Consider the following 26,416-nt stretch of genomic DNA (forward strand, 5'->3'; position numbering starts at 1 on the left):
TGACACCACACGAGGCCCGCACACCCGCGAAATGCGGTGTGCGGGCCTCGTGGCGTCTTGTCGTGCATTTCGGATCGGCACCTTTTTCCGGGTGAAGCTCGATAACCGATCCGCAACTGGCCCGCAACTGGCTGCTCAGCGTGCACGACAGGCAGCGAGTAGACATACTTGAAGTGAATAGGTATGCTTGCGCTTTGCGCCCGCGTGTGCCCTCGATGCCGCCACATCGCTTCCCGAACAACCCGGTCTCGTTCCTGTGAAGGAACGCCTCTGACCATCGGTGAAGCCCTGGCCGTGCCTCCTGCAGCACCCGAGCGTACAGCGTTCACCCCGTACTGCAGGGAAGGACCCCTCTTGGCTGCCTCGCGCACCCCTTCAGCACCGTCCGCCGACGCCATCGCGAACCGTACCGCCTCCCGCCGCGTCTCCTTCGCCAAGATCCACGAGCCCCTCGAAGTTCCGGACCTGCTCGGTCTGCAGACCGAGAGCTTCGACTGGCTGCTCGGGAACCCGGCGTGGCAGGCCAGGGTCGATGCGGCCAAGGCGTCCGGCCGGAACGACGTGCCGGAAGCCTCCGGCCTGGAAGAGATCTTCGAGGAGATCTCTCCGATCGAGGATTTCGGACAGTCGATGTCCCTGTCATTCTCCAACCACCGTTTCGAGCCGCCGAAGTACTCGGCCGACGAGTGCAAGGAGAAGGACTTCACGTTTGCCGCCCCGCTGTTCGTCACCGCGGAGTTCGTGAACTACACCACCGGTGAGATCAAGAGCCAGACCGTCTTCATGGGCGATTTCCCGCTCATGACCGCGCGCGGCACGTTCATCATCAACGGCACCGAGCGCGTCGTCGTCTCGCAGCTGGTCCGTAGCCCGGGCGTGTACTTCGAGCGCACGCCGGACAAGACGAGCGACAAGGACATCTTCTCGGCCAAGATGATCCCGTCGCGGGGCGCCTGGCTGGAGTTCGAGATCGACAAGCGCGACGCCGTCGGCGTGCGCGTCGACCGCAAGCGCAAGCAGCCGGTGACGGTGCTGCTCAAGGCCCTGGGCCTCACGGAGGCGCAGATCCGCGAGGAGTTCGCCGACTTCCCGTCGGTGCTGGACACGCTGGAGAAGGACCACGTCCACACCGAGGACGAGGCGCTCGTGGACCTGTACCGCAAGATCCGCCCGGGTGAGCCGCCCACGGTGGAGGCGGGCCGCACCCTGCTGGAGAACTTCTACTTCAACCCGAAGCGATACGACCTGGCGAAGGTGGGCCGGTACAAGCTCGGCAAGAAGGTGGGCACGGACGCCCCGCTGACCGAGTCGACGCTCGCGGTCGACGACATCGTCGCGACGATCAAGTACCTCGCCGCCCTGCACGCCGACGTCGCCACCATCCCGGGCCGCCGCAACGGCGAGCCGGTCGAGGTGCGCGTCGAGACGGACGACATCGACCACTTCGGCAACCGCCGCATCCGCGCCGTGGGCGAGCTGATCCAGAACCAGGTCCGCACGGGTCTGTCCCGCATGGAGCGCGTCGTGCGCGAGCGCATGACGACGCAGGACGTCGAGGCGATCACCCCGCAGACGCTGATCAACATCCGCCCCGTGGTGGCCTCGATCCGCGAGTTCTTCGGCACGTCCCAGCTGTCGCAGTTCATGGACCAGAACAACCCGCTGGCCGGCCTGACGCACAAGCGCCGCCTGTCCGCGCTCGGCCCGGGCGGTCTGTCCCGCGACCGCGCCGGCATGGAGGTCCGTGACGTCCACCCGTCGCACTACGGCCGCATGTGCCCGATCGAGACGCCGGAAGGCCCGAACATCGGCCTGATCGGCTCGCTCGCGTCGTTCGGCCGCATCAACCCGTTCGGCTTCATCGAGACGCCGTACCGCAAGGTCACGGACGGTCGCGTCACGGACGAGGTCGAGTACCTCACGTCCGACGACGAGGACCGCCACGTCATCGCGCAGGCGAACACCCCGCTGAGCGAGGACGGCGTCTTCCAGCTCGACCGCGTCCTGGTCCGCACCAAGGGCGGCGAGACGAACGACGTCCCGGCCACCGAGGTCGACTACATGGACGTCTCGCCGCGCCAGATGGTGTCGGTCGCGACGGCCCTGATCCCGTTCCTCGAGCACGACGACGCGAACCGCGCGCTCATGGGCGCGAACATGCAGCGCCAGGCGGTGCCGCTGGTCCGCTCGGAGATGCCGGTGGTCGGCACGGGCATGGAGCGCCGCGCGGCGATCGACGCCGGCGACGTCATCGTGGCCACGAAGCCCGGTGTCGTCACCGAGGTCTCCGCGGACCTGATCCTCGTCGCGAACGACGACGGCACCACGGGCTCCTACCGCGTGCACAAGTTCATCCGCTCGAACCAGGGCACCAGCTACAACCAGCGGGTGCTCGTGGACGAGGGCGACCGCGTCGAGGTCGGCTCGGTCATGGCCGACGGCCCCGCCACGGACGAGGGAGAGCTCGCGCTCGGCAAGAACCTGCTCGTGGCGTTCATGTCGTGGGAGGGCCACAACTACGAGGACGCGATCATCCTGAGCCAGCGTCTCGTGGAGGACGACGTCCTCTCCTCGATCCACATCGAGGAGCACGAGGTCGACGCCCGCGACACGAAGCTCGGCCCCGAGGAGATCACGCGGGACATCCCGAACGTCTCCGAGGAGGTCCTGGGCGACCTCGACGAGCGCGGCATCGTGCGCATCGGTGCCGAGGTCGGCGCCGGCGACATCCTGGTCGGCAAGGTCACCCCGAAGGGCGAGACCGAGCTGACCCCGGAGGAGCGCCTGCTCCGCGCGATCTTCGGCGAGAAGGCGCGCGAGGTGCGCGACACCTCCCTCAAGGTGCCGCACGGCGAGTCCGGCACCGTCATCGCGGTCCGCGAGTTCAACCGCGAGGACGGCGACGAGCTGCCCGCCGGCGTGAACCAGCTGGTCCGCGTGTACATCGCCAACCGCCGCAAGATCACCGTGGGTGACAAGCTCGCCGGCCGGCACGGCAACAAGGGCGTCATCTCGAAGATCCTGCCCGTCGAGGACATGCCGTTCCTCGAGGACGGCACCGCGGTGGACGTCATCCTCAACCCGCTGGGCGTGCCCGGCCGCATGAACGTCGGCCAGGTGCTGGAGACCCACCTCGGGTGGGTCGCCAAGCGCGGCTGGGACGTCTCCCAGGCGGAGGACCAGAACGCCGACTGGCTGAAGAACGTCCCGGAGATCGCTCGGAAGAGCGAGCCCGGTGCCCCGGTCGCCACGCCGGTGTTCGACGGCCTGCAGGAGGACGCCCTGCGCGGCCTCATCTCGACCACGCTGCCGAACCGCGACGGTTCGCGCATGGTCAACGAGGAGGGCAAGGCCCGCCTGTTCGACGGCCGCTCCGGCGAGCCGTTCCCGGAGCCGATCTCCACGGGCTACATGTACATCCTGAAGCTCCACCACCTGGTGGACGACAAGATCCACGCCCGTTCCACCGGCCCCTACTCCATGATCACGCAGCAGCCGCTGGGTGGTAAGGCGCAGTTCGGCGGACAGCGTTTCGGCGAGATGGAGGTGTGGGCCCTCGAGGCGTACGGCGCGGCCTACACCCTGCAGGAGCTCCTGACCATCAAGTCCGACGACGTCCCCGGCCGCGTCAAGGTCTACGAGGCCATCGTCAAGGGCGAGAACATCCCCGACTCGGGTATCCCGGAGTCCTTCAAGGTACTCCTGAAGGAGATGCAGTCGCTCTGCCTGAACGTGGAGGTGCTGTCCAGCGACGGCTCCGCCATCGAGATGAAGGAGTCCGACGACGAGGTGTACCGCGCCGCGGAGGAGCTCGGGATCGACTTGTCCCGCCGCCCGAACTCGGCGTCGACCGTCGACGAGATCTAATTCCGGGCCACGCCCCGACATCAGGACTTTCGAGAACTCTCTGAGGAAGTAGGACACCTTGCTCGACGTCAACATCTTCGACGAGCTGCGGATCGGCCTCGCCACGGCCGACAACATCCGCGCGTGGTCGCACGGCGAGGTCAAGAAGCCCGAGACCATCAACTACCGCACCCTGAAGCCGGAGAAGGACGGGCTCTTCTGCGAGAAGATCTTCGGCCCCACCCGGGACTGGGAGTGCTACTGCGGCAAGTACAAGCGCGTGCGCTTCAAGGGCATCATCTGCGAGCGTTGCGGCGTCGAGGTCACGCGTTCGAAGGTGCGCCGTGAGCGCATGGCGCACATCGAGCTGGCCGCGCCGGTCACGCACATCTGGTTCTTCAAGGGCGTGCCCTCGCGCCTCGGTTACCTGCTGGACCTGGCCCCGAAGGACCTCGAGAAGGTCATCTACTTCGCGGCCTACATGATCACCTCGGTCGACGAGGAGGCGCGCCAGGAGGACCTGCCGAACCTGCAGAACGAGATCGACCTCGAGAAGAAGGAGATCGCGGACCGCCGCGACAACGAGATCAACGTCCGGGCCACCAAGCTCGAGCAGGATCTCGCCGAGCTCGAGGCCGAGGGCGCCAAGGCGGACGCGCGCCGCAAGGTGCGCGACGCCGCCGAGCGCGAGATGTCCCAGCTGCGCAAGCGGGCCGACCAGGAGCTGGACCGCCTGGAGCAGGTCTGGGACCGCTTCAAGAACCTCAAGGTCGCCGACCTCGAGGGCGACGAGCTGCTGTACCGCGCCCTCCAGGACCGCTACGGCACCTACTTCGAGGGCGCCATGGGCGCCTCGGCGATCCAGAAGCGACTGGAGACCTTCGACCTGGAGGCCGAGTCCGAGTCGCTCAAGGAGACCATCCGCTCCGGCAAGGGCCAGCGCAAGACCCGTGCCCTGAAGCGCCTCAAGGTCGTCAACGCGTTCCTCACGACGACCAACTCGCCCACGGCGATGGTGCTCGACGCCGTCCCGGTCATCCCGCCGGACCTGCGCCCGATGGTGCAGCTCGACGGCGGCCGCTTCGCGACGTCGGACCTGAACGACCTGTACCGCCGCGTCATCAACCGGAACAACCGCCTCAAGCGGCTGCTCGACCTCGGTGCGCCCGAGATCATCGTGAACAACGAGAAGCGGATGCTCCAGGAGGCCGTGGACTCGCTGTTCGACAACGGCCGCCGCGGCCGTCCGGTCACGGGTCCGGGCAACCGCCCGCTGAAGTCGATCTCCGACATGCTCAAGGGCAAGCAGGGCCGGTTCCGTCAGAACCTGCTCGGCAAGCGCGTCGACTACTCGGGCCGTTCGGTCATCGTGGTCGGCCCGCAGCTCAAGCTGCACCAGTGCGGTCTGCCCAAGCAGATGGCGCTCGAGCTGTTCAAGCCGTTCGTGATGAAGCGCCTGGTGGAGCTGAACCACGCGCAGAACATCAAGAGCGCCAAGCGCATGGTCGAGCGCACCCGCCCGGTCGTGTGGGACGTGCTCGAGGAGGTCATCCAGGAGCACCCGGTGCTGCTGAACCGCGCGCCGACGCTGCACCGCCTGGGCATCCAGGCGTTCGAGCCGCAGCTCGTCGAGGGCAAGGCCATCCACCTGCACCCGCTCGTGTGCGCCGCGTTCAACGCGGACTTCGACGGCGACCAGATGGCGGTCCACCTGCCGCTGAGCGCCGAGGCGCAGGCCGAGGCCCGCATCCTCATGCTGTCCAGCAACAACATCCTCAAGCCGTCGGACGGGCGTCCGGTGACCATGCCCTCGCAGGACATGATCATCGGCCTGCACCACCTGACGAGCGACCGGCCGGGCGCTGTCGGCGAGGGCCGCGCGTTCGCGTCGGTGGCCGAGGCCATCATGGCCTTCGACCGCGGCGAGCTGGACGTCAACGCGAAGATCAAGCTGCGCGTCGACGACCTCGTGCCGCCGAAGGGCTTCGAGGGCCCCGAGGGCTGGGAGCCGGGTCAGCCGATCCTGTTCGAGACGACGCTGGGCCGCTACCACTTCAACGAGACGCTGCCCGTCGACTACCCGTACGAGAACGGCGTGGCCGACAAGAAGCGCCTCTCCGCGATCGTCAACGACCTCGCCGAGCGCTACCCGAAGGTGGAGGTGGCCGCGGCGCTGGACGCGCTGAAGGACGCCGGCTACCACTGGGCGACGCGTTCGGGCGTCACGATCGCGATCAGCGACGTGGCGGCGCCGGAGGCGAAGGGCGCGATCCTCGACGAGCACGAGGCCCGCGCGCTGAAGGTGCAGCAGCAGTTCGAGCGTGGTCTGATCACCGACGACGAGCGCCGTCAGGAGCTCATCGAGCTCTGGACCCAGGCGACCGACAAGGTCGCGGCGGTCATGCGGGAGAACCTCGAGAGCAACCAGCGCAACACCGTGCTGCGCATGGTGGGCTCGGGTGCCCGCGGTAACTGGATGCAGGTCCGTCAGATCGCCGGTATGCGCGGCCTCGTGGCGAACCCGAAGGGCGAGATCATCCCCCGCCCGATCAAGTCCAACTACCGCGAGGGCCTGTCCGTCCTCGAGTACTTCATCGCCACGCACGGCGCCCGCAAGGGCCTGGCGGACACGGCCCTGCGTACCGCGGACTCGGGTTACCTGACCCGTCGTCTCGTGGACGTCTCGCAGGACGTCATCATCCGCGAGGACGACTGCGGCACGCAGCGCGGCCTGACCCACCCGGTCGCCGAGAAGCTCGACGACGGCTCGCTGGTCCCGCACCCGCTGGTGGAGACCAGCGTGTACGGGCGGACGTTCGCGACCGACGTCGTCGACGCCGAGGGCAACGTGGTGGCGAGCGCCGGCGAGGACTGCGGCGACGTGGTCATCGCGGCGGTGGTCGCGGCGGGCGTCGTCGACGTCAAGGTGCGCTCCGTGCTCACCTGCGAGTCCCGCGTCGGCGCGTGCGCGCGCTGCTACGGCCGCTCGCTGGCCACGGGCAAGCTCGTGGACATCGGCGAGGCCGTCGGCATCATCGCGGCGCAGTCGATCGGTGAGCCGGGTACCCAGCTGACGATGCGTACGTTCCACACCGGTGGTGTGGCCGCGGCCGAGGACATCACGCAGGGTCTCCCGCGTGTCACCGAGCTCTTCGAGGCCCGCACCCCCAAGGGTGAGGCGCCCATCGCGGAGTTCACCGGCACCGTGACCATCGAGGACACGGAGCGCACGCGGCACATCGTCCTCAACCCGGACGACGGCGCCGAGGAGATCAAGTACCCGGTCACCAAGCGCGCGACGCTGCTCGTGCACGACGGCGACCACGTCCAGGTCGGCACGCAGCTCGTCAAGGGCGCCGTCGACCCGAAGAAGGTGCTGCGCATCCTCGGCCCGCGGGCCACGCAGAGCCACCTCGTCGAGCAGGTCCAGGAGACCTACCGCTCGCAGGGCGTGGACATCCACGACAAGCACATCGAGGTCATCGTGCGGCAGATGCTGCGCCGCGTGACCGTGCTCGACTCGGGTGACTCCATCCTCCTGCCGGGCGAGCTCGCCGAGCGCTTCCGCTTCGAGGACGCGAACCGCAAGGCCGTGGCGGAGGGTGGCCAGCCGGCCGCCGGCCGTCCGGAGCTGATGGGTATCACGAAGGCGTCGCTCGCGACCGACTCGTGGCTCTCGGCGGCCTCCTTCCAGGAGACCACCCGGGTGCTCACGGAGGCGTCGATGAGCGGCCGGCGCGACCCGCTGCTCGGCCTCAAGGAGAACGTCATCATCGGTAAGCTCATCCCCTCCGGAACGGGTCTCGCCCGCTACCGGAACGTGGACGTCGAGCCCACCGAGCAGGCCAAGGCGGAGCTGTACCCGAGCTTCGGCTACGACGACATCGACTTCCCGACCCTCGGCATGGGCTCGGGCGAGGCGATCCCGCTGGAGGACCTGGACTTCGGAGACTTCCGCTGACCGGTTGACCAGCACGAACACGAGGCAGGGCCCGGGGTCGCGAGACCCCGGGCCCTGTCCCTTCTTCTGCCTGCTCTCACACGGCGACGGACCTCACAGTTTTCGTTTTGACCGTGGTATTGGGCGCGGGTAGGCTAGGGCAACGTGCCAGCGCCGTCTGGCCGCACTGTTCCGCGGATCCCCCCAACGGAGATCCACGCGGAAGCGGCCGATGTGAGTGCGCCGGCATCCCGGAGACGTCTCCCGTGGGTTCCTCTGTGTCCTACCGGCGGACCGACCGGGCCATCGAGCCGGTGGTAGGTGGCGTTGCGGACCTGTGAGGGCCGCGGGTGCCGCGTGCGATCGGCACGCACCAGCCACAGACCAACGAGGCGTCGGCGGCACCCGCCGGCACCACCAGCTCGAGAGACGACGGAGACGTAGTGCCTACGATCCAGCAGCTCGTCCGCAAGGGCCGGACCTCGAAGACCGGGAAGTCGAAGACCCCGGCTCTGAAGGGTTCTCCCCAGCGGCGCGGCGTGTGCACCCGTGTGTACACCACCACCCCCAAGAAGCCGAACTCGGCGCTCCGCAAGGTCGCGCGTGTGAAGCTCTCCTCCCAGGTCGAGGTGACCGCGTACATCCCCGGTGTCGGCCACAACCTGCAGGAGCACTCGATCGTGCTCGTGCGCGGCGGTCGTGTGAAGGACCTCCCGGGTGTCCGTTACAAGATCATCCGCGGTGCGCTCGACACGCAGGGCGTGAAGGGTCGCCAGCAGGCGCGCTCCCGCTACGGCGCCAAGAAGGAGAAGAGCTGATGCCCCGCAAGGGACCGGCCCCGAAGCGGCCGCTCATCGTCGACCCGGTGTACGGGTCCCCGGTCGTCACCCAGCTGATCAACAAGGTGCTGCTGGACGGCAAGAAGTCCACCGCCGAGGCGATCGTGTACGGCGCCCTCGAGGGTGTCCGGACCAAGACGGACCAGGACCCGGTCGTCGTGCTCAAGCGCGCGCTGGACAACGTCCGCCCCGCTCTCGAGGTGCGCTCGCGCCGCGTCGGTGGTGCCACGTACCAGGTTCCGGTCGAGGTGCGCCCCGTGCGTGCGACGACGCTGGCGCTGCGCTGGCTGACCGACTTCTCGCGCGCCCGCCGCGAGAAGACCATGACCGAGCGTCTGATGAACGAGATCCTCGACGCGTCGAACGGTCTCGGTGCGGCGGTCAAGCGCCGCGAGGACATGCACAAGATGGCCGACTCGAACAAGGCGTTCGCACACTACCGCTGGTAATAATTGCTCCGACGGCCCCGGTGAACACCGGGGCCTTCGGTGGATCCGCCTCGGCGGACCAGACCCACGTAAGGGGTAAGAGACCGTGGCACTCGACGTGCTGACCGACCTGAGCAAGGTCCGCAACATCGGCATCATGGCCCACATCGATGCAGGCAAGACCACTACGACCGAACGCATCCTGTTCTACACGGGTGTGAACTACAAGATCGGTGAGACGCACGACGGCGCGTCGACGATGGACTGGATGGAGCAGGAGCAGGAGCGCGGCATCACGATCACGTCCGCCGCGACGACCTGCTACTGGAAGAACAACCAGATCAACATCATCGACACGCCTGGCCACGTCGACTTCACGGTCGAGGTGGAGCGCTCGCTCCGCGTGCTGGACGGCGCCGTCGCGGTGTTCGACGGCAAGGAGGGCGTCGAGCCCCAGTCCGAGACGGTGTGGCGCCAGGCCGACAAGTACGACGTGCCGCGGATCTGCTTCGTCAACAAGATGGACAAGCTCGGCGCGGACTTCTACTTCACGGTCGACACCATCGTGAACCGCCTGAAGGCGAAGCCGCTCGTGATCCAGCTGCCGATCGGCGCGGAGAACGACTTCGAGGGCGTCGTCGACCTCGTCGAGATGAAGGCGCTCACCTGGCGTGGCGACACGAAGATGGGCGAGGAGTACGAGGTCGAGGAGATCCCCGCCGACATGGCGGAGAAGGCCGCGCAGTACCGCGAGGAGCTCGTCGAGGCCGTCTCCGAGGCGGACGACGACCTCATGGAGAAGTACCTGGTCGGCGAGGCGCTGACCAAGGAGGAGATCAAGGCGGGCATCCGCAAGCTGGTCGTCACCTCCGCGGCGTTCCCCGTGCTCTGCGGTTCCGCGTACAAGAACAAGGGCGTGCAGCCCATGCTCGACGCGGTGATCGACTACCTCCCGTCCCCGCTCGACGTGCCCTCGATCGAGGGCACGGACGCCAAGGACACCGAGAAGGTCGTCGAGCGTCACGCCGACGCGACCGAGCCCTTCTCCGGCCTGGCGTTCAAGGTCGCGACGCACCCGTTCTTCGGCAAGCTGACGTACGTCCGGGTCTACTCCGGCAAGGCGTCGTCGGGTGCCCAGGTGCAGAACACGACCAAGGGCAAGAAGGAGCGCATCGGGAAGATGTTCCAGATGCACTCCAACAAGGAGAACCCGGTCGACGAGGCCAGCGCCGGCCACATCTACGCGTTCATCGGCCTCAAGGACGTCACCACGGGTGACACCCTGAGCGACCCGAACAACCAGGTCATCCTGGAGTCGATGTCCTTCCCGGAGCCCGTCATCGACGTGGCGATCGAGCCGAAGACGAAGGCCGACCAGGAGAAGATGTCCACGGCGATCCAGAAGCTCCTCGAAGAGGACCCGACGTATCGCATCTCGCTGGACGAGGAGACCGGCCAGACCGTCATCGGCGGCATGGGCGAGCTCCACCTCGACATCATGGTCGACCGCATGCGGCGGGAGTTCAAGGTCGAGGCGAACGTCGGCAAGCCCCAGGTGGCTTACCGCGAGACGATCCGCCGCAAGGCGGAGAAGATCGACTACACGCACAAGAAGCAGACGGGTGGCTCGGGCCAGTTCGCGAAGGTCCAGGTGACCTTCGAGCCGCTGGAGACCTCCGAGGGGGCGCTCTACGAGTTCTCCAACGAGGTCACCGGTGGCCGCATCCCGCGCGAGTACATCCCGTCGGTGGACGCGGGTATCCAGTCGGCCATGGACCAGGGTGTCCTCGCCGGGTTCCCCGTGGTCGGCGTGAAGGCGACGCTGCTCGACGGTGCGTACCACGACGTCGACTCCTCGGAGATGGCGTTCAAGATCGCCGGTTCGATGGTCTTCAAGGAGGGCGTCAGGCGGGCCGACCCGGTCCTCCTCGAGCCCGTCATGGCCGTCGAGGTCCGTACGCCCGAGGAGTACATGGGTGAGGTGATCGGCGACCTGAACTCGCGTCGTGGGATGATCTCGTCCATGGAGGACGCGACGGGTGTCAAGGTCGTGCGCGCCACCGTACCGTTGAGCGAGATGTTCGGGTACATCGGTGACCTTCGGTCGAAGACCCAGGGCCGCGCCGTGTACTCGATGCAGTTCGACAGCTACGCCGAGGTTCCCAAGGCGGTTGCCGAGGAGATCATCAAGAAGACCCGGGGCGAGTGAGTCCCCACAGGTCGAACCGAAAAACCAACCTGTAGGAAGCCCGACGCCCCGCGGTTGTAGGCTCGCTCGCCGACACCCGCAACGTTCGGAACATCTACCCAAGTCCCAGGAGGACCCAAGTGGCTAAGGCCAAGTTCGAGCGGACCAAGCCGCACGTCAACATCGGCACGATCGGTCACGTCGACCACGGCAAGACGACGCTGACCGCCGCGATCTCGAAGACGCTGGCCGACAAGTACCCGGGCCTGCCGGCGAACGTCCAGCGCAACTTCGACGAGATCGACGCCGCGCCGGAGGAGAAGCAGCGCGGTATCACGATCAACATCGCGCACATCGAGTACGAGACGCCGAAGCGGCACTACGCGCACGTCGACGCTCCCGGTCACGCCGACTACATCAAGAACATGATCACCGGTGCCGCCCAGATGGACGGCGCGATCCTGGTGGTCGCCGCGACCGACGGTCCGATGGCCCAGACGCGTGAGCACGTCCTGCTCGCCCGCCAGGTGGGCGTGCCCTACCTGCTCGTGGCGCTGAACAAGGCTGACATGGTCGAGGACGAGGAGCTCCTCGAGCTCGTCGAGATGGAGGTCCGCGAGCTGCTGTCGTCGCAGGAGTTCGACGGCGACGACGTCCCCGTGGTCCGCGTCTCGGGCCTCAAGGCGCTCGAGGGCGACCCCGAGTGGGTCGAGAAGGTCGTCGAGCTCATGGAGGCCGTGGACGAGAACGTCCCGGAGCCGGAGCGCGACCTCGACAAGCCGTTCCTGATGCCGATCGAGGACGTCTTCACGATCACGGGTCGTGGCACCGTCGTCACCGGCAAGGTGGAGCGCGGCGTGCTCGACATCAACTCCGAGGTCGAGATCGTCGGTATCCGTGAGCCGCAGAAGACCACGGTCACCGGTATCGAGACGTTCCACAAGCAGATGGACCAGGCGCAGGCCGGTGACAACACGGGTCTGCTGCTGCGCGGCACCAAGCGCGAGGACGTCGAGCGCGGCCAGGTCGTCGTGAAGCCGGGTTCGATCACGCCGCACACCAACTTCGAGGCCCAGGTCTACATCCTGGGCAAGGACGAGGGTGGCCGTCACAACCCGTTCTTCTCGAACTACCGCCCGCAGTTCTACTTCCGCACCACGGACGTCACCGGCGTCATCACGCTGCCCGAGGGCACCGAGATGGTCATGCCGGGTGACAACACCGAGATGACGGTCGAGCTCATCCAGCCGATCGCCATGGAAGAGGGCCTCGGCTTCGCCATCCGCGAGGGTGGCCGCACGGTCGGTTCCGGCCGTGTCACCAAGATCCTGAAGTGATCTTGGCCTGACGGTCCGTTCAGGGCCCGGACGCTTCGGCGTCCGGGCCCTGAGTGGTTCCCGGGCACACGTCACATCCGTTCCGCTTGGAGTTCTGCGGAACCCTGTGGCAGAATCGAGCAGTTGCCTGTCAAGGGTGCGCTCTTTCTAGTGTCGAACAGTGTGCGAAGCCGCGGCCACGAAGATGGCCGGGCGGTCCTCCCCCCGAGGGGAGACTGCGGGGTTTTGTGTCTGAGTTTCGACGCTTGAATGCGCCCCGCGGAGCACACGGCCGGCGGTATCACCGCTGTCACTGTTCCGAGCAGGCTCGGCAAACGTCGTGGTCCGCGCGAGTTCTCGCGTGAGATCACTTCCCAACGGCCCAAGTACCGCTTCGGTGCATGCGCCCAGGTGCGTCGCACAGCGCGACACGCCCGAGCGCGTGGGTCGGACAGTAGCGGTTCGAGAGAGAGAGTCAGACGACGCCATGGCGGGACAGAAGATCCGCATCCGGCTCAAGTCCTACGACCACGAGGTGATCGACAGCTCGGCGCGCAAGATCGTCGACACGGTCACTCGCGCTGGTGCGACGGTCGTGGGCCCGGTGCCGCTGCCGACGGAGAAGAATGTCTTCACCGTCATCCGGTCGCCTCACAAGTACAAGGACAGCCGCGAGCACTTCGAGATGCGTACGCACAAGCGGCTCATCGACATCGTCGACCCGACGCCGAAGGCCGTCGATTCGCTCATGCGTCTCGACCTGCCGGCGGACGTGAACATCGAGATCAAGCTCTGAGGCTGGAGGACATCAACATGACCAACCAGCAGAAGAACGTGACCGCGGTGCTCGGGACCAAGCTCGGCATGACCCAGACCTGGGACGAGGCCGGTCGCCTCGTGCCGGTGACGGTCGTGGCGGTGGGCACGAACGTCGTGACCCAGATCCGGACCCAGGAGGCGGACGGCTACGCGGCCGTGCAGCTCGCCTACGGCCAGATCGACCCGCGCAAGGTCACGAAGCCGTTGAAGGGCCACTTCGACAAGGCCGGCGTGACGCCGCGCCGTCACCTGGCCGAGATCCGCACCGAGAACTCGAGCGAGTTCACGCTGGGCCAGGAGATCACGGCGGAGGCCTTCGAGGCCGGCGTCGTGGTCGACGTGACCGGCACGACCAAGGGCAAGGGCACCGCGGGCGTCATGAAGCGCCACGGGTTCTCCGGCGTCGGCGCCTCGCACGGTGCGCACCGCAACCACCGCAAGCCCGGCTCGATCGGTGGCGCCTCGACGCCGTCGCGAGTCTTCAAGGGCCTGAAGATGGCCGGCCGGATGGGCAACGCCCGTAAGACCGTCCAGAACCTGACCGTCCACGCGGTCGACGCCGAGAAGGGCCTGCTGCTCGTCAAGGGCGCGGTTCCCGGTAACAAGGGCGGCGTCGTCCTCGTCCGTACCGCCGCGAAGGGAGCGTGACAACAATGGCAGCGAAGTCCGTCGACGTGCTCGACGCGTCCGGCAAGAAGTCTGGGACCGCGGAGCTTCCCTCCGAGATCTTCGACGTCGCCGTGAACGTCCCGCTGATCCACCAGGTCGTCGTCGCCCAGCGCGCGGCGGCTCGTCAGGGCACGCACGCCACCAAGACCCGCGGCGAGGTCCGCGGTGGTGGCCGCAAGCCGTACAAGCAGAAGGGCACCGGCCGCGCCCGTCAGGGTTCGACGCGCGCCCCGCAGTTCGCCGGCGGTGGCGTCGTCCACGGCCCGCAGCCGCGTGACTACTCGCAGCGCACCCCGAAGAAGATGAAGGCCGCCGCCCTGCGCGGTGCCCTGTCGGACCGCGCCCGCGCGGGCCGCGTCCACGTGGTGTCGGGCTTCGGCATCGACGGCACGCCGTCGACGAAGGCCGCGCTGGCCGTCATCAAGACCTTCACCGAGCGCGCGCACGTGCTCGTCGTGACGGAGCGGACCGACGAGATCACGATCAAGTCGCTCCGCAACGTCCCCGAGGTGCACCTGCTGGTCTCCGACCAGCTGAACACCTACGACGTGCTCCTGGCCGACGACGTCATCTTCACCCAGGCCGCCCTGGACGCGTTCCTCGCGGACGCCCCGGCCGGCAAGGGCGCGAAGGCCGTCGCCACGGAGTCGGAGGCCGCCGAGCTCTCCGCCGAGGCGCCCGCCGCCGCGGTCGACCTGAAGAAGATCGAGGGCATCGGCCCGAAGATCGCCGGTGTGCTGACCGCCGCCGGCTACACCACCTGGGAGAAGCTCGCCGCTGCCACGGAGGACGACGTCCGCGCCGCCCTCACGGACGGTGGCGTGAAGTTCTCGCCGGCCGCCAGCTCGTTCGCGAAGCAGGCGCAGTTCCTGGCCGACGGCGACGAGAAGGGCCTGGCCGAGTTCCAGGAGTACCTCGTCGGCGGGCAGTCGCGTGACTACCAGTTCACCGAGAAGGTCGACTTCACCGACGTCGACGAGATCGAGTCGGAGGCCGGCAAGGCGGACGCCATTGCAGCCGATGCGGTGAAGGTCGCTGAGGCTGAAGGTGCCGAAGCCGAGGAGGAGTCCAAGTGACCACCGTGCAGAAGGACCCCCGCGACATCCTGATCGCGCCGGTCGTCTCCGAGAAGAGCTACAACCTCCTCGACGAGGGCAAGTACACCTTCATCGTGGACCCGGACGCGAACAAGACCGAGATCAAGATCGCGATCGAGAAGGTCTTCGACGTCAAGGTCGACTCGGTCAACACGATCAACCGCAAGGGCAAGACGCGGCGTACGCGTTACGGCCTGGGCAAGCGCAAGGACACCAAGCGTGCGGTCGTCACCCTCCGCGAGGGGTCGATCGACATCTTCGGCGGGCCGGTCGGCTGAGCCGGACGAGAGCAGATTGAGGACAGATCCCCATGGGAATCCGTAAGTACAAGCCGACGACGCCAGGCCGCCGCGGCGGTAGCGTTGCCGACTTCACCGAGATCACGCGCTCGCAGCCGGAGAAGTCCCTGCTCCGCCCGCTGTCCAAGACGGGCGGTCGCAACAACTCCGGCCGCATCACGACGCGCCACAAGGGTGGCGGTCACAAGCGCGCGTACCGCGTCATCGACTTCCGCCGTCACGACAAGGACGGCGTGCCGGCGAAGGTCGCTCACATCGAGTACGACCCGAACCGCACGGCCCGCATCGCGCTGCTGCACTACGCGGACGGCGAGAAGCGCTACATCATCGCCCCGAACAAGCTGAACCAGGGCGACGTCGTCGAGGCGGGGGCCGGCGCGGACATCAAGCCCGGCAACAACCTGCCGATGCGCAACATCCCGACCGGTACGGTCATCCACGCCGTCGAGCTCCGGCCCGGTGGCGGTGCGAAGATCGCCCGTTCGGCGGGTGCCTCCGTGCAGCTCGTCGCCAAGGACGGCCCGTACGCGCAGCTGCGCATGCCGTCCGGCGAGATCCGCAACGTCGACCTGCGCTGCCGCGCGACGGTCGGCGAGGTCGGCAACGCCGAGCAGTCGAACATCAACTGGGGCAAGGCCGGCCGTAACCGCTGGAAGGGCAAGCGCCCGACCGTCCGCGGTGTGGTCATGAACCCGATCGACCACCCGCACGGTGGTGGTGAGGGTCGTACCTCCGGTGGCCGCCACCCGGTGAGCCCGTGGGGCAAGCCCGAGGGACGTACCCGCCGCCCGAAGAAGGCGAGCGACAAGCTGATCGTCCGCCGCCGTCGTACCGGCAAGAAGCGCTGATAGGAGCCTGAAACATGCCTCGTAGCCTGAAGAAGGGCCCCTTCGTCGACGACCACCTGCAGAAGAAGGTGGACGTACAGAACGAGAAGGGGACCAAGAACGTCATCAAGACCTGGTCCCGCCGGTCGGTCATCACGCCGGAGTTCCTCGGTCACACCTTTGCCGTGCACGACGGCCGCAAGCACACCCCGGTGTTCGTCACCGAGGCGATGGTCGGCCACAAGCTCGGCGAGTTCGCCCCCACGCGGACCTTCCGCGGCCACGTGAAAGACGACAAGAAGGGCCGTCGCCGCTGAGACGAGACGAGCCCACGGCTCATCTCGTCAAGAAGCGCAGCGACAGCCCGACTGTCTGAGAAAAGGAAGCAGGACAGCAATGGAAGCCATGGCGAAGGCGCGGTTCGTCCGTGTCACGCCCCAGAAGGCCCGGCGCGTCATCGACCTCATCCGTGGCAAGCAGGCCTCCGAGGCCGTTGCGGTGCTGAAGTTCGCACCGCAGTCGCCCGCGGAGCCGATCCGGAAGGTCGTCGAGAGCGCCATCGCCAATGCGCGCGTGAAGGCCGACCGGGACAGCGTCCGGTTCGTCGAGGACGAGCTGGTCGTCAAGGAGGCGTACGTGGACGAGGGTCCGACGCTCAAGCGGTTCCGGCCGCGGGCGCAGGGTCGTGCCAACCGCATCCTCAAGCGCACGAGCCACATCACCGTGGTGCTCGCCGACAAGGAAGGGGCCTGACAGTGGGTCAGAAGGTACACCCGCACGGGTACCGCCTGGGCATCACCACCGAACACAAGTCGCGGTGGTTCGCGGACAGCACGAAGCCCGGTCAGCGGTACCGCGACTACGTCCGTGAGGACGTGGCGATCCGCAAGCTCATGAGCACCGGCCTCGAGCGGGCCGGCATCGCGAAGGTCGAGATCGAGCGCACCCGCGACCGTGTCCGCGTGGACATCCACACGGCGCGTCCGGGTATCGTGATCGGCCGCCGCGGCGCCGAGGCCGACCGCATCCGCGGCGAGCTCGAGAAGCTCACGGGCAAGCAGGTCCAGCTGAACATCCTCGAGGTCAAGAACGCCGAGATCGATGCCCAGCTCGTCGCGCAGGGCATCGCCGAGCAGCTCGCGAGCCGCGTGTCGTTCCGTCGTGCCATGCGCAAGGGCATCCAGTCCGCGCAGCGCGCCGGTGCCAAGGGCATCCGCGTGCAGGTCGCGGGCCGCCTCGGCGGCGCCGAGATGAGCCGTTCGGAGTTCTACCGCGAGGGCCGGGTGCCCCTGCACACGCTCCGCGCGTACATCGACTACGGCTTCTTCGAGGCGCGTACCACCTTCGGCCGCATCGGCGTGAAGGTGTGGATCTACAAGGGCGACACCACCGAGAAGGAATTCCTCGCGCAGCAGGCCGCTTCCGCGCCCCGTCAGGGTCGTGGCCGCGGTGAGCGTGGCGAGCGCGAGGGTGGCCGTGGCGCAGACCGCGGCGACCGTCGTGGTGGGCGTCGCAACGAGCGTCCGGCCGACCGCAAGCCGGAGGGTGCCGCTCCCGCGGCCGAGTCCCCGGCCGCGCCGGCCGCAGAGTCCGGAACGGAGGCCTGACCATGCTGATCCCGCGCAAGGTCAAGCACCGCAAGCAGCACCACCCCAAGCGCAGCGGTAACGCCAAGGGTGGCACGCAGATCGCGTTCGGTGACTTCGGCATCCAGGCCATCGAGCCCGCCTACGTCACCAACCGCCAGATCGAGGCGGCGCGTATCGCGATGACCCGCCACATCAAGCGTGGTGGAAAGGTGTGGATCAACATCTACCCGGACCGCCCGCTGACCAAGAAGCCCGCCGAGGTCCGTATGGGTTCCGGTAAGGGCTCGCCCGAGTGGTGGGTCGCCAACGTCAAGCCCGGCCGGATCGTCTTCGAGCTGGCCGGCGTCGATGAGGGGCTGGCTCGCGAGGCGATGAGCCGCGCGATGCACAAGCTTCCGATGAAGTGCCGTTTCGTGGTGCGCGAAGGGGGTGCGATCTGATGACTGTCGGTACGAAGGGCCTGCTGCCCGTCGACCTCGACGGCATGGACGACGAGACTCTCGTCGCCAAGGCGAAGGAGGCCAAGGAGGAGCTGTTCAACCTCCGCTTCCAGTCGGCCACCGGCCAGCTGGAGAGCCACGGACGTCTCAAGGCCGTGCGCCGCGACATCGCTCGGATCTACACGATCCTGCGCGAGCGTGAGCTCGGCATCCGTACGGCTCCGAGCGTGAGTGAGTGAGGCAAGGATGAGCGAGAACACCGGAACGGCCACGACGGCCGAAGTGCGTAACACGCGCAAGGTGCGCCGCGGGTACGTCGTCAGCGACAAGATGGCCAAGACCATCGTCGTCGAGGTCGAGGACCGCAAGAAGCACCCGCTGTACGGCAAGGTCATGCGCACCACCAGCAAGGTGAAGGCGCACGACGAGGAGAACACCGCCGGCATCGGCGACCTGGTCGAGATCATGGAGACGCGGCCCCTGTCCGCCACCAAGCGGTGGCGTCTGGTGTCCGTCCTGGAGAAGGCCAAGTAAGACCTTCTCGCGGCCGCGCGGCGGGGTGCTGAACCCCGCCGCCGGCCCGGAAGAGACACACAGTACTTATCCGTTCGGCAAGGCTCGCCCCTCCGGGTGAGAACCAGCACGACGCAAGGAGATCACTCGAATGATCCAGCAGGAGTCGCGACTCCGCGTCGCCGACAACACGGGTGCCAAGGAAATCCTGTGCATCCGCGTTCTCGGTGGCTCCGGCCGTCGCTACGCCGGTATCGGCGACACGTTCGTCGCCACCGTCAAGGACGCCATCCCGGGCGGTAACGTCAAGAAGGGCGAGGTGGTCAAGGCCGTCGTCGTCCGCACCGCCAAGGAGCGCCGTCGTCCGGACGGTTCCTACATCAAGTTCGACGAGAACGCCGCCGTCATCCTCAAGAACGACGGCGAGCCTCGCGGCACCCGCATCTTCGGCCCCGTGGGCCGCGAGCTGCGTGACAAGAAGTTCATGAAGATCATCTCGCTGGCCCCGGAGGTGCTCTGACATGGCGAAGATCAAGAAGGGCGACCAGGTCGTCGTCATCTCGGGCAAGGACAAGGGCAAGACCGGTCGCGTGCTCGAGGTGCTCAAGGAGCGCGACCGCATCGTCGTCGAGGGTGTCCAGCGCGTCACCAAGCACACGAAGGCGAGCCAGTCGCCGCGTGGCACTCGCACCGGTGGCATCGAGACGGTCGAGGCGCCGATCCACGTGAGCAACGTGATGATCGTCGACCCGGAGACCAAGAAGGGCACCCGCGTCGGTTTCCGCGAGGAGACCGTGGAGCGTGACGGTCGTACCAAGACCGTGCGCGTCCGCTACGCGAAGCGCTCCGGGAAGGACATCGACTGATGAGCGAGACCATGATCGAGGCCCCGGCCCAGCCGCGCCTCAAGCAGAAGTACCGCGAGGAGATCCTCCCGGCGCTGGTCGAGGAGTTCGGCCACGGGAACATCCACCAGGCCGGCGGTCTCACCAAGATCGTCGTCAACATGGGTGTCGGCGACGCCGCGAAGGACTCCAAGCTCATCGAGGGCGCCATCCGCGACCTGACCGCGATCACCGGTCAGAAGCCGCAGGTGTCCCGGGCCCGGAAGTCGATCGCCCAGTTCAAGCTGCGCGAGGGCATGCCGATCGGGGCGCACACCACGCTCCGCGGCGACCGCATGTGGGAGTTCCTCGACCGCCTGCTGGCGATCGCGCTGCCGCGCATCCGCGACTTCCGCGGTCTGTCGCCGAAGCAGTTCGACGGCAACGGGAACTACACGTTCGGTCTCACGGAGCAGTCGATGTTCCACGAGATCGACCAGGACAAGATCGACCGTGTCCGCGGTATGGACATCACGATCGTGACCACGGCGACGACCGACGACGAGGGCCGCTCCCTGCTCCGCCGTCTCGGCTTCCCCTTCAAGGAGAACTGACATGGCGAAGAAGGCCCTGATCAACAAGGCGAACGCCAAGCCCAAGTTCGCCGTGCGCGCCTACACCCGGTGCCAGCGGTGCGGTCGCCCGCACTCCGTGTACCGCAAGTTCGGCTTGTGCCGGATCTGCTTGCGGGAGATGGCCCACCGCGGCGAGCTCCCCGGCGTCACCAAGAGCAGCTGGTAACGACTACGCCGAAGGTCCGCAAGGCGTTCCGTCCACCGGTTCGGAAAAACACGGCGGATACCCCGGCGAGGAAGGGCAAGAGCCCGATATGACTATGACCGACCCGATCGCAGACATGCTGACCCGTCTGCGTAACGCGAACTCGGCTCACCACGACACGGTCACCATGCCGTCGTCGAAGCTGAAGTCGAACATCGCGAAGATCCTGCAGGCCGAGGGGTACATCAGCGAGTGGAAGGTGGAGGACGCCCAGGTGGGCAAGGCCCTCACCCTCACGCTGAAGTACGGCCAGAACCGCGAGCGTGCCCTGGCGGGCGTGCGCCGCGTGTCGAAGCCCGGCCTGCGTGTGTACGCAAAGTCCACCAACCTGCCCAAGGTTCTCGGCGGCCTCGGCGTGGCGATCCTGTCCACGTCCTCCGGCCTCCTGACCGACAAGCAGGCCGAGTCCAAGGGTGTGGGCGGGGAAGTCCTCGCCTACGTCTGGTAGTCCGGAAAGGAGATAACGCCATGTCTCGAATCGGCAAGATCCCCGTTCCGGTCCCGGCCGGCGTGGACGTCACCATCAGCGGTGCGCTCGTGACCGTCAAGGGCCCCAAGGGGACTCTTGAGCACACGGTCGCCGCACCCATCACGGTCGTGCTCGAGGACGGCACCGTCAAGGTGAACCGCCCGAACGACGAGCGGCTGTCCAAGTCGCTGCACGGCCTTACCCGCACGCTGCTGTCGAACATGATCGTCGGCGTCACGCAGGGCTACGAGAAGAAGATGGAGATCGTGGGCACGGGTTACCGTGTCGTCGCGAAGGGCTCCAACCTGGAGTTCGCCCTCGGCTTCTCGCACCCCGTGGTCGTCGAACCCGCGCAGGGGATCACGTTCCAGGTGGAGACCCCGAACAAGTTTACGGTCTCCGGCATCGACAAGCAGCAGGTCGGTGAGGTCGCGGCCAACATCCGCAAGATCCGCAAGCCCGAGCCGTACAAGGGCAAGGGCGTGCGTTACGCCGGCGAGAACGTCCGCCGCAAGGTCGGAAAGGCTGGTAAGTGACGATGGCCATCAAGATTTTCGGCAAGGGCAAGATCGTCGCCCGCAAGCGCCGCCAGGCGCGTGGCCGCAAGAAGGTCGCCGGCACCGCCGTCCGGCCTCGCCTGGTCGTCACCCGCTCGTCGCGGCACATGGTCGCCCAGATCGTGGACGACACCGTCGGCCGGACCGTCGCGTCGGCCTCCACGCTGGAGGCGGACCTGCGCGCGTTCGACGGCGACAAGTCCGCCAAGGCCAAGAAGGTCGGTGAGCTGGTCGCCGAGCGCGCCAAGGCCGCCGGCATCGACACCGTGGTGTTCGACCGCGGCGGCAACAAGTACCACGGTCGGGTGGCTGCGGTCGCCGACGGTGCTCGCGAGGGCGGTCTGAGCCTGTGACGACCGACGCACGGAAGAAAAGGACTCTCTGATGGCTGCAGGGCAGCGCAGCGGCGCCCCCCAGGGTGCCGCCAACGGGAACGACAAGAAGGGCGAGGGCCGCAACGACGGCCGTCGCTCCGGCAAGCGCGACGACCGCCGCGGCGGTGGCCGCGGGGCCGAGGAGAAGAGCGCGTTCTTGGAGCGCGTGGTGACGATCAACCGTGTCGCCAAGGTCGTCAAGGGCGGTCGTCGCTTCAGCTTCACCGCGCTCGTCGTCGTGGGTGACGGCGATGGTACCGTCGGCGTCGGCTACGGCAAGGCCAAGGAGGTGCCCGCGGCGATCGCCAAGGGTGTCGAGGAGGCGAAGAAGAACTTCTTCCGCGTCCCGCGCATCCAGGGCACCATCCCGCACCCGATCCAGGGCGAGCGGGCCGCGGGCGTCGTGTTCCTCCGTCCGGCCTCGCCGGGTACCGGTGTGATCGCCGGTGGTCCGGTGCGCGCCGTGCTGGAGTGCGCCGGTATCCACGACGTGCTGACCAAGTCGCTCGGGTCGTCGAACGCGATCAACATCGTGCACGCGACCGTCGCGGCCCTCAAGGGCCTCGAGGAGCCGGCTGCCGTCGCCGCGCGTCGTGGTCTGCCGCTGGAGGACGTGGCCCCGGCCGCGCTCCTGCGCGCGCAGGCCGCCGGCCTCGCCAAGAAGGCCGAAGAGAAGGTGGGTGCGTGATGGCCCAGCTCAAGGTCACCCAGGTGAGGTCCACCATCGGTGGACGGTTCAAGCAGCGTGAGACGCTGCGGACCCTCGGCCTCCGGAAGATCGGCGACACCGTCGTGCGTGAGGACCGTCCCGAGGTTCGCGGCATGGTCAAGACGGTGGCGCACCTCGTCACCGTCGAGGAGGTCGAGTGATCATGGCGGACAGCAAGCCGCTGAAGCTCCACCACCTCCGTCCGGCCCCCGGCGCCAAGACCGCGAAGACCCGTGTCGGTCGCGGTGAGGGTTCCAAGGGTAAGACGGCTGGTCGTGGCACCAAGGGCACGAAGGCCCGTTACCAGGTCCCCGCGGGCTTCGAGGGCGGGCAGGTTCCCCTGCAGATGCGCCTCCCGAAGCTGCGTGGCTTCAAGAACCCGTTCCGGGTCGAGTACCAGGTCGTGAACCTGGACAAGCTCTCCGAGCTGTACCCCGCCGGTGGCTCCGTCACCGTCGAGGATCTCGTCGCCAAGGGCGCGGTTCGCAAGAACCAGCCCGTCAAGGTGCTCGGGAACGGCGATGTCACCGTGAAGCTCGAGATCGCGGTCGACCGCGTCTCGGCGTCGGCCCGCGAGAAGATCCTCGCGGCCGGCGGCTCGGTGGCCGAGCCTGCCGAGGACTGAGAACAGGGTTCGTCCACGGGACCGGTCGCGCGCACGCGTGGCCGGTCCCGTACCGTTTCAGGCGCGTGGGATGCCCGTCCGAGCGCAGTTGTCGGGCAGACTGGGCGATGCGTGGTCGGGATGACTGCGCAGGCAACGTAGAATCCGACACGTCCCGCGCGTCGCTGTGCAGCGGTTGCGGGTGACGACCACATCTCGCCGGGGAGATCTCCGGCGACACGAGACCCCGCGCACGCGGGCCAGGAGGACAGGGTGCTCAGCGCATTCGGCCGGGCTTTCCGGACGCCAGACCTGCGGCGCAAGCTGCTGTTCACGATCGCCATCATGGCGCTCTTCCGTGTCGGGTCGTTCATCCCGACGCCGGGCGTGGACTACACGAACGTACGTGAGTGCATCGCCCAGAACGAGGACAACTCGCTGCTCGGCCTGATCAACGTGTTCAGCGGCGGCGCGCTCCTGCAGCTGTCGGTGTTCGCGCTCGGGATCATGCCGTACATCACGGCGAGCATCATCGTGCAGCTGCTGCGGGTGGTCATCCCGCGGTTCGAGGCCCTGCAGAAGGAGGGTCAGTCCGGCCAGGCCAAGCTGACCCAGTACACGCGCTACCTGACCATCGCGCTGGCGATCCTGCAGTCCACCACCGTCATCACGACGGCGCGTCAGGGCCTGCTGCTCCAGTGCGACCTGCCGATCATCGCGGACGACACCGTGATGACCGCGATCCTCATGGTCATCACCATGACCGCCGGTACGGGCCTGGTCATGTGGCTCGGCGAGCTCATCACCGAGCGCGGCGTCGGCAACGGCATGTCGCTGCTGATCTTCACGTCCATCGCGGCGAGCTTCCCGACGTCGCTCTGGTCGATCGCGGGCGGCGCCAACGGCGTCCTGAACTTCATCATCATGATCATCGTGATCGTGCTGGTGGTCGGGCTGGTCGTGTTCGTCGAGCAGTCGCAGCGCCGGATCCCGGTGCAGTACGCCAAGCGGATGGTCGGACGCCGCATGTACGGCGGCACGAGCACGTACATCCCGATCAAGATCAACATGTCGGGTGTCATCCCGGTGATCTTCGCGGCGTCGATCCTCGCCCTGCCGGGCCTCATCGCCCAGTTCGGCGACCAGGACTCCGACTGGGTCGCCTGGATCTCGAACAACCTGGTCCAGCCGTCGGAGCCGCTGTACATCGCGCTCTACACGGTCATGATCATCTTCTTCTGCTTCTTCTACACGTCGATCACGTTCAACCCGGACGAGGTCGCGGACAACATGAAGAAGTACGGCGGCTTCATCCCGGGCATCCGGGCCGGCCGTCCCACCGCGGAGTACCTCGACTTCGTGATCACCCGGATCACCTCCGCCGGTTCCCTGTACCTCGCGCTGGTCGCGCTGATCCCGACCCTGGTGCTCGTCTGGCTGGGTGTGACCACCAGCCTGCCGTTCGGCGGCAGCTCGATCCTCATCGTGGTCGGCGTCGGGCTCGAGACGGTCAAGCAGATCGACTCCCAGCTCCAGCAGCGTCACTACGAAGGATTTCTCCGTTGAGTCAGACTCCCACCACCTCTCGCAGCGACCTGCACGTCCGGCCGGGTCCCGAGGGGCGCATCACGCGCCTCGTCATCATGGGCCCGCAGGGCGTCGGAAAGGGAACTCAGGCCGCCCGGCTCGCCGAGACCTTCGGCATCGTGGCGATCTCCACCGGCGACATCTTCCGCGCCAACATCTCGGGTGACACCGAGCTCGGCCGGACGGCGAAGAGCTTCATCGACAACGGTGAGCTCGTCCCCGACGAGGTCACGAACGCCATGGTGCGGGATCGTCTGGCCCAGCCGGACGTCACCGACGGCTTCCTGCTCGACGGCTACCCCCGCAACGCGGCCCAGGTGGCCGAGCTGGACGGGATCCTGACCGATCTCGGCTGGGAGCTGGACGGTGTCATCGAGCTGACGGCGCAGCGCGAGGAGCTCCTGACGCGCCTCGAGAAGCGCGCGCAGGAGGAGGGGCGCACCGACGACACCCCCGAGGCGATCAAGAAGCGCCTCGACATCTACGACACCGAGACGGCGCCGCTGACGGCGGCGTACGCGGAGCGCGGGCTGCTGGTGAAGGTCGACGGCGTCGGGGAGATCTCCGAGGTCACGGACCGCATCGTCAGCTCGCTCGGCGCCCAGCTCGGCTGAGGCCGAACAGCAGCATGTTCGGTCTCGGCAGGCCCCGCATCGAGTACAAGACGCTCGATCAGGTGAAGGTCATGCGCCGGGCCGGCGTCGTCGTCGCCGACGCCCTCGCGGGCGTCCGCGCGGCGGCCCGCCCGGGCCTGACCACCGCCGGTCTCGACGACGTCGCGTCGGACGCCATCCGTGGCGCCGGCGCGACGCCGTCTTTCCTGGGGTACCAGGGCTTCCCGGCCACGATCTGCGTGTCCGTGAACGACGAGGTCATCCACGGCATCCCGGGTGAGCGCGTGCTCGCCGCCGGCGACGTCGTCTCCGTCGACTGCGGCGCGATCGTGGACGGCTGGCACGGCGATTCCGCCGTGACGTTCCTGCTCGGCGCCGACGGCGCCCTCCCGCTCACCCTGTCCGACGACGACGTCGCCGCGGCGGGCGCGTCCGTGGCCGACGCACGGCTGGTGCGGGCCACCGAGGCGGCGATGTGGGCCGGGATCGCCACGCTGGCGTCCGGGCGGCGGCTGAACGACGTCGGCCGGGCCGTCGAGGCGAGCGTGGAGCTCGCGGGCGAGCTGGTCGGGGCCGAGTACGGCATCGTCGAGGAGTACGTCGGCCACGGCATCGGGACGGCGATGCACCAGCCGCCGGACGTGCACAACTTCCGCGTGCGGGAGAGCGGGCCCCGGCTGCGCGCCGGGATGTGCCTGGCGATCGAGCCGATGGTGACGCTCGGTACCTCGGAGACGCACGTGCTCGGCGACGAGTGGACGGTCGTGACGACCGACGGCTCGCGGGCCGCGCACTGGGAGCACAGCGTCGCCGTCGTGGACGGCGGGATCAGCGTCCTGACCGCGCACGACGGCGGGGCGGCGCGGCTGGGAGAGCTCGGCGTCGACGTCGTTGATCTCGGGTCAGCCCCGGGTCTGTGAACCTCTGATAAGATAGGCCGTTGGGTGTAGTCCGCGCTTCCCGCGCTCCTGGACTCGGTCCGCACTGGTACGGCCGCCTGGTGTGTTCGGCAGGCCGTCCACCGGCGG

The 26,416-nt window shown here is 67.6% G+C and carries 30 protein-coding genes and 1 pseudogene; all 31 read left to right on the forward strand.

Annotated features, from left to right (window positions below):
• Positions 1-354: 354 nt before the first annotated feature.
• The 31 genes and pseudogenes from rpoB to map all read left to right on the forward strand — a co-directional run bounded on the left by rpoB (position 355) and on the right by map (position 26,308).
• A complete protein-coding gene (gene rpoB, locus ABD208_RS01760; RefSeq protein WP_344098945.1) occupies positions 355-3,867 on the forward strand; it encodes a DNA-directed RNA polymerase subunit beta in 3,513 nt (1,170 codons plus the stop codon).
• Between the two features lie 58 nt (positions 3,868-3,925).
• The gene (locus ABD208_RS01765; protein WP_344098946.1) at positions 3,926-7,807 is read left to right on the forward strand and encodes a DNA-directed RNA polymerase subunit beta'; all 3,882 of its coding nucleotides are present in this window, start codon (positions 3,926-3,928) and stop codon (positions 7,805-7,807) included.
• Positions 7,808-8,229: 422 nt separating this feature from the next.
• A complete protein-coding gene (rpsL, locus tag ABD208_RS01770; protein WP_344098947.1) occupies positions 8,230-8,604 on the forward strand; it encodes a 30S ribosomal protein S12 in 375 nt (124 codons plus the stop codon).
• Positions 8,604-9,074, forward strand: coding sequence for a 30S ribosomal protein S7 (gene rpsG, locus ABD208_RS01775; protein WP_344098948.1), 471 nt, complete (start codon positions 8,604-8,606; stop codon positions 9,072-9,074). The genes rpsL and rpsG overlap by 1 nt, the downstream gene beginning before the upstream one ends.
• Positions 9,075-9,159: 85 nt before the next feature.
• Positions 9,160-11,262, forward strand: a complete 2,103-nt coding sequence (fusA, locus tag ABD208_RS01780) for an elongation factor G (protein WP_344098949.1) — start codon at positions 9,160-9,162, stop codon at positions 11,260-11,262.
• 119 nt (positions 11,263-11,381) lie between these two features.
• On the forward strand, positions 11,382-12,578 hold the full coding sequence (gene tuf, locus ABD208_RS01785; RefSeq protein ID WP_344098950.1) for an elongation factor Tu: 1,197 nt from the start codon (positions 11,382-11,384) through the stop codon (positions 12,576-12,578).
• Between the two features lie 466 nt (positions 12,579-13,044).
• Positions 13,045-13,353, forward strand: a complete 309-nt coding sequence (rpsJ, locus tag ABD208_RS01790) for a 30S ribosomal protein S10 (RefSeq protein WP_043498203.1) — start codon at positions 13,045-13,047, stop codon at positions 13,351-13,353.
• 17 nt (positions 13,354-13,370) lie between these two features.
• Positions 13,371-14,024: a 50S ribosomal protein L3 gene (gene rplC, locus ABD208_RS01795; protein ID WP_344098951.1), complete on the forward strand. Its 654-nt coding sequence runs from the start codon at positions 13,371-13,373 to the stop codon at positions 14,022-14,024.
• A gap of 5 nt (positions 14,025-14,029) precedes the next feature.
• Positions 14,030-14,707 (forward strand): annotated as a pseudogene (gene rplD, locus ABD208_RS01800) (50S ribosomal protein L4); the annotation flags it as partial.
• Positions 14,708-14,749: 42 nt separating this feature from the next.
• On the forward strand, positions 14,750-15,121 hold the full coding sequence (locus ABD208_RS01805) for a hypothetical protein (protein ID WP_344099999.1): 372 nt from the start codon (positions 14,750-14,752) through the stop codon (positions 15,119-15,121).
• A complete protein-coding gene (rplW, locus tag ABD208_RS01810; protein WP_344098952.1) occupies positions 15,118-15,420 on the forward strand; it encodes a 50S ribosomal protein L23 in 303 nt (100 codons plus the stop codon). The genes ABD208_RS01805 and rplW overlap by 4 nt, the downstream gene beginning before the upstream one ends.
• A 32-nt stretch (positions 15,421-15,452) precedes the next feature.
• Positions 15,453-16,289: a 50S ribosomal protein L2 gene (rplB, locus tag ABD208_RS01815; protein WP_344098953.1), complete on the forward strand. Its 837-nt coding sequence runs from the start codon at positions 15,453-15,455 to the stop codon at positions 16,287-16,289.
• A 14-nt stretch (positions 16,290-16,303) separates the two neighbouring features.
• The gene (gene rpsS, locus ABD208_RS01820) at positions 16,304-16,585 is read left to right on the forward strand and encodes a 30S ribosomal protein S19 (protein WP_344098954.1); all 282 of its coding nucleotides are present in this window, start codon (positions 16,304-16,306) and stop codon (positions 16,583-16,585) included.
• A 79-nt stretch (positions 16,586-16,664) separates the two neighbouring features.
• Complete coding sequence (gene rplV, locus ABD208_RS01825) at positions 16,665-17,021, forward strand: 50S ribosomal protein L22 (RefSeq protein WP_344098955.1); 357 nt, start codon at positions 16,665-16,667, stop codon at positions 17,019-17,021.
• 2 nt (positions 17,022-17,023) lie between these two features.
• Positions 17,024-17,875, forward strand: coding sequence for a 30S ribosomal protein S3 (gene rpsC, locus ABD208_RS01830; protein ID WP_344098956.1), 852 nt, complete (start codon positions 17,024-17,026; stop codon positions 17,873-17,875).
• Positions 17,876-17,877: 2 nt separating this feature from the next.
• A complete protein-coding gene (gene rplP, locus ABD208_RS01835) occupies positions 17,878-18,297 on the forward strand; it encodes a 50S ribosomal protein L16 (RefSeq protein WP_344098957.1) in 420 nt (139 codons plus the stop codon).
• Positions 18,297-18,536 carry a 50S ribosomal protein L29 gene (rpmC, locus tag ABD208_RS01840; RefSeq protein WP_344098958.1) on the forward strand — a complete coding sequence of 80 codons (240 nt, stop codon included), beginning with the start codon at positions 18,297-18,299 and terminating at the stop codon, positions 18,534-18,536. Before rplP ends, rpmC begins: the two co-directional genes overlap by 1 nt.
• Positions 18,537-18,543: 7 nt before the next feature.
• Positions 18,544-18,831, forward strand: a complete 288-nt coding sequence (gene rpsQ, locus ABD208_RS01845; protein WP_344098959.1) for a 30S ribosomal protein S17 — start codon at positions 18,544-18,546, stop codon at positions 18,829-18,831.
• Positions 18,832-18,961: 130 nt separating this feature from the next.
• Complete coding sequence (gene rplN / locus ABD208_RS01850; protein WP_344098961.1) at positions 18,962-19,330, forward strand: 50S ribosomal protein L14; 369 nt, start codon at positions 18,962-18,964, stop codon at positions 19,328-19,330.
• Position 19,331: 1 nt separating this feature from the next.
• On the forward strand, positions 19,332-19,676 hold the full coding sequence (rplX, locus tag ABD208_RS01855) for a 50S ribosomal protein L24 (RefSeq protein WP_344098962.1): 345 nt from the start codon (positions 19,332-19,334) through the stop codon (positions 19,674-19,676).
• Positions 19,676-20,248 (forward strand): 50S ribosomal protein L5, encoded by a 573-nt coding sequence (gene rplE, locus ABD208_RS01860; RefSeq protein WP_344098963.1) that lies wholly within the window; start codon positions 19,676-19,678, stop codon positions 20,246-20,248. The genes rplX and rplE overlap by 1 nt, the downstream gene beginning before the upstream one ends.
• Position 20,249: 1 nt before the next feature.
• Positions 20,250-20,435, forward strand: coding sequence for a type Z 30S ribosomal protein S14 (locus ABD208_RS01865; RefSeq protein WP_013837851.1), 186 nt, complete (start codon positions 20,250-20,252; stop codon positions 20,433-20,435).
• 88 nt (positions 20,436-20,523) lie between these two features.
• Entirely contained in the window at positions 20,524-20,922 is a 399-nt protein-coding gene (gene rpsH / locus ABD208_RS01870) for a 30S ribosomal protein S8 (RefSeq protein WP_344098964.1), read from the forward strand.
• 20 nt (positions 20,923-20,942) lie between these two features.
• Positions 20,943-21,479, forward strand: coding sequence for a 50S ribosomal protein L6 (gene rplF / locus ABD208_RS01875; protein WP_344098965.1), 537 nt, complete (start codon positions 20,943-20,945; stop codon positions 21,477-21,479).
• A 2-nt stretch (positions 21,480-21,481) separates the two neighbouring features.
• Positions 21,482-21,853: a 50S ribosomal protein L18 gene (rplR, locus tag ABD208_RS01880; RefSeq protein WP_344098966.1), complete on the forward strand. Its 372-nt coding sequence runs from the start codon at positions 21,482-21,484 to the stop codon at positions 21,851-21,853.
• Between the two features lie 31 nt (positions 21,854-21,884).
• Positions 21,885-22,562, forward strand: a complete 678-nt coding sequence (gene rpsE, locus ABD208_RS01885) for a 30S ribosomal protein S5 (protein ID WP_344098967.1) — start codon at positions 21,885-21,887, stop codon at positions 22,560-22,562.
• Positions 22,562-22,744 carry a 50S ribosomal protein L30 gene (rpmD, locus tag ABD208_RS01890; protein WP_344098968.1) on the forward strand — a complete coding sequence of 61 codons (183 nt, stop codon included), beginning with the start codon at positions 22,562-22,564 and terminating at the stop codon, positions 22,742-22,744. The genes rpsE and rpmD overlap by 1 nt, the downstream gene beginning before the upstream one ends.
• 2 nt (positions 22,745-22,746) lie before the next feature.
• The gene (rplO, locus tag ABD208_RS01895) at positions 22,747-23,208 is read left to right on the forward strand and encodes a 50S ribosomal protein L15 (protein WP_344098969.1); all 462 of its coding nucleotides are present in this window, start codon (positions 22,747-22,749) and stop codon (positions 23,206-23,208) included.
• 252 nt (positions 23,209-23,460) lie between these two features.
• Positions 23,461-24,753: a preprotein translocase subunit SecY gene (gene secY, locus ABD208_RS01900; protein ID WP_344098970.1), complete on the forward strand. Its 1,293-nt coding sequence runs from the start codon at positions 23,461-23,463 to the stop codon at positions 24,751-24,753.
• 77 nt (positions 24,754-24,830) lie between these two features.
• Positions 24,831-25,388 (forward strand): adenylate kinase, encoded by a 558-nt coding sequence (locus tag ABD208_RS01905; protein ID WP_344100001.1) that lies wholly within the window; start codon positions 24,831-24,833, stop codon positions 25,386-25,388.
• Between the two features lie 14 nt (positions 25,389-25,402).
• Positions 25,403-26,308, forward strand: a complete 906-nt coding sequence (gene map / locus ABD208_RS01910; RefSeq protein WP_344098971.1) for a type I methionyl aminopeptidase — start codon at positions 25,403-25,405, stop codon at positions 26,306-26,308.
• Positions 26,309-26,416: the final 108 nt, after the last annotated feature.

The sequence above is a fragment of the Myceligenerans crystallogenes genome (genome assembly GCF_039529775.1).
Classification (GTDB): Bacteria; Actinomycetota; Actinomycetes; order Actinomycetales; family Cellulomonadaceae; genus Myceligenerans; species Myceligenerans crystallogenes.

Coding starts and splice junctions, on each gene's coding strand:
- rpsG (WP_344098948.1), top strand. CDS start 8,604: ATGCCCCGCAAGGGACCGGCCCCGAAGCGGCCGCTCATCGTCGACCCG.
- rpsJ (WP_043498203.1), top strand. CDS start 13,045: ATGGCGGGACAGAAGATCCGCATCCGGCTCAAGTCCTACGACCACGAG.
- rplC (WP_344098951.1), top strand. CDS start 13,371: ATGACCAACCAGCAGAAGAACGTGACCGCGGTGCTCGGGACCAAGCTC.
- rplB (WP_344098953.1), top strand. CDS start 15,453: ATGGGAATCCGTAAGTACAAGCCGACGACGCCAGGCCGCCGCGGCGGT.
- rpsS (WP_344098954.1), top strand. CDS start 16,304: ATGCCTCGTAGCCTGAAGAAGGGCCCCTTCGTCGACGACCACCTGCAG.
- rplV (WP_344098955.1), top strand. CDS start 16,665: ATGGAAGCCATGGCGAAGGCGCGGTTCGTCCGTGTCACGCCCCAGAAG.
- rplP (WP_344098957.1), top strand. CDS start 17,878: ATGCTGATCCCGCGCAAGGTCAAGCACCGCAAGCAGCACCACCCCAAG.
- rpmC (WP_344098958.1), top strand. CDS start 18,297: ATGACTGTCGGTACGAAGGGCCTGCTGCCCGTCGACCTCGACGGCATG.
- rpsQ (WP_344098959.1), top strand. CDS start 18,544: ATGAGCGAGAACACCGGAACGGCCACGACGGCCGAAGTGCGTAACACG.
- rplN (WP_344098961.1), top strand. CDS start 18,962: ATGATCCAGCAGGAGTCGCGACTCCGCGTCGCCGACAACACGGGTGCC.
- rplX (WP_344098962.1), top strand. CDS start 19,332: ATGGCGAAGATCAAGAAGGGCGACCAGGTCGTCGTCATCTCGGGCAAG.
- rplE (WP_344098963.1), top strand. CDS start 19,676: ATGAGCGAGACCATGATCGAGGCCCCGGCCCAGCCGCGCCTCAAGCAG.
- ABD208_RS01865 (WP_013837851.1), top strand. CDS start 20,250: ATGGCGAAGAAGGCCCTGATCAACAAGGCGAACGCCAAGCCCAAGTTC.
- rpsH (WP_344098964.1), top strand. CDS start 20,524: ATGACTATGACCGACCCGATCGCAGACATGCTGACCCGTCTGCGTAAC.
- rplF (WP_344098965.1), top strand. CDS start 20,943: ATGTCTCGAATCGGCAAGATCCCCGTTCCGGTCCCGGCCGGCGTGGAC.
- rplR (WP_344098966.1), top strand. CDS start 21,482: ATGGCCATCAAGATTTTCGGCAAGGGCAAGATCGTCGCCCGCAAGCGC.
- rpsE (WP_344098967.1), top strand. CDS start 21,885: ATGGCTGCAGGGCAGCGCAGCGGCGCCCCCCAGGGTGCCGCCAACGGG.
- rpmD (WP_344098968.1), top strand. CDS start 22,562: ATGGCCCAGCTCAAGGTCACCCAGGTGAGGTCCACCATCGGTGGACGG.
- rplO (WP_344098969.1), top strand. CDS start 22,747: ATGGCGGACAGCAAGCCGCTGAAGCTCCACCACCTCCGTCCGGCCCCC.
- ABD208_RS01905 (WP_344100001.1), top strand. CDS start 24,831: ATGGGCCCGCAGGGCGTCGGAAAGGGAACTCAGGCCGCCCGGCTCGCC.
- map (WP_344098971.1), top strand. CDS start 25,403: ATGTTCGGTCTCGGCAGGCCCCGCATCGAGTACAAGACGCTCGATCAG.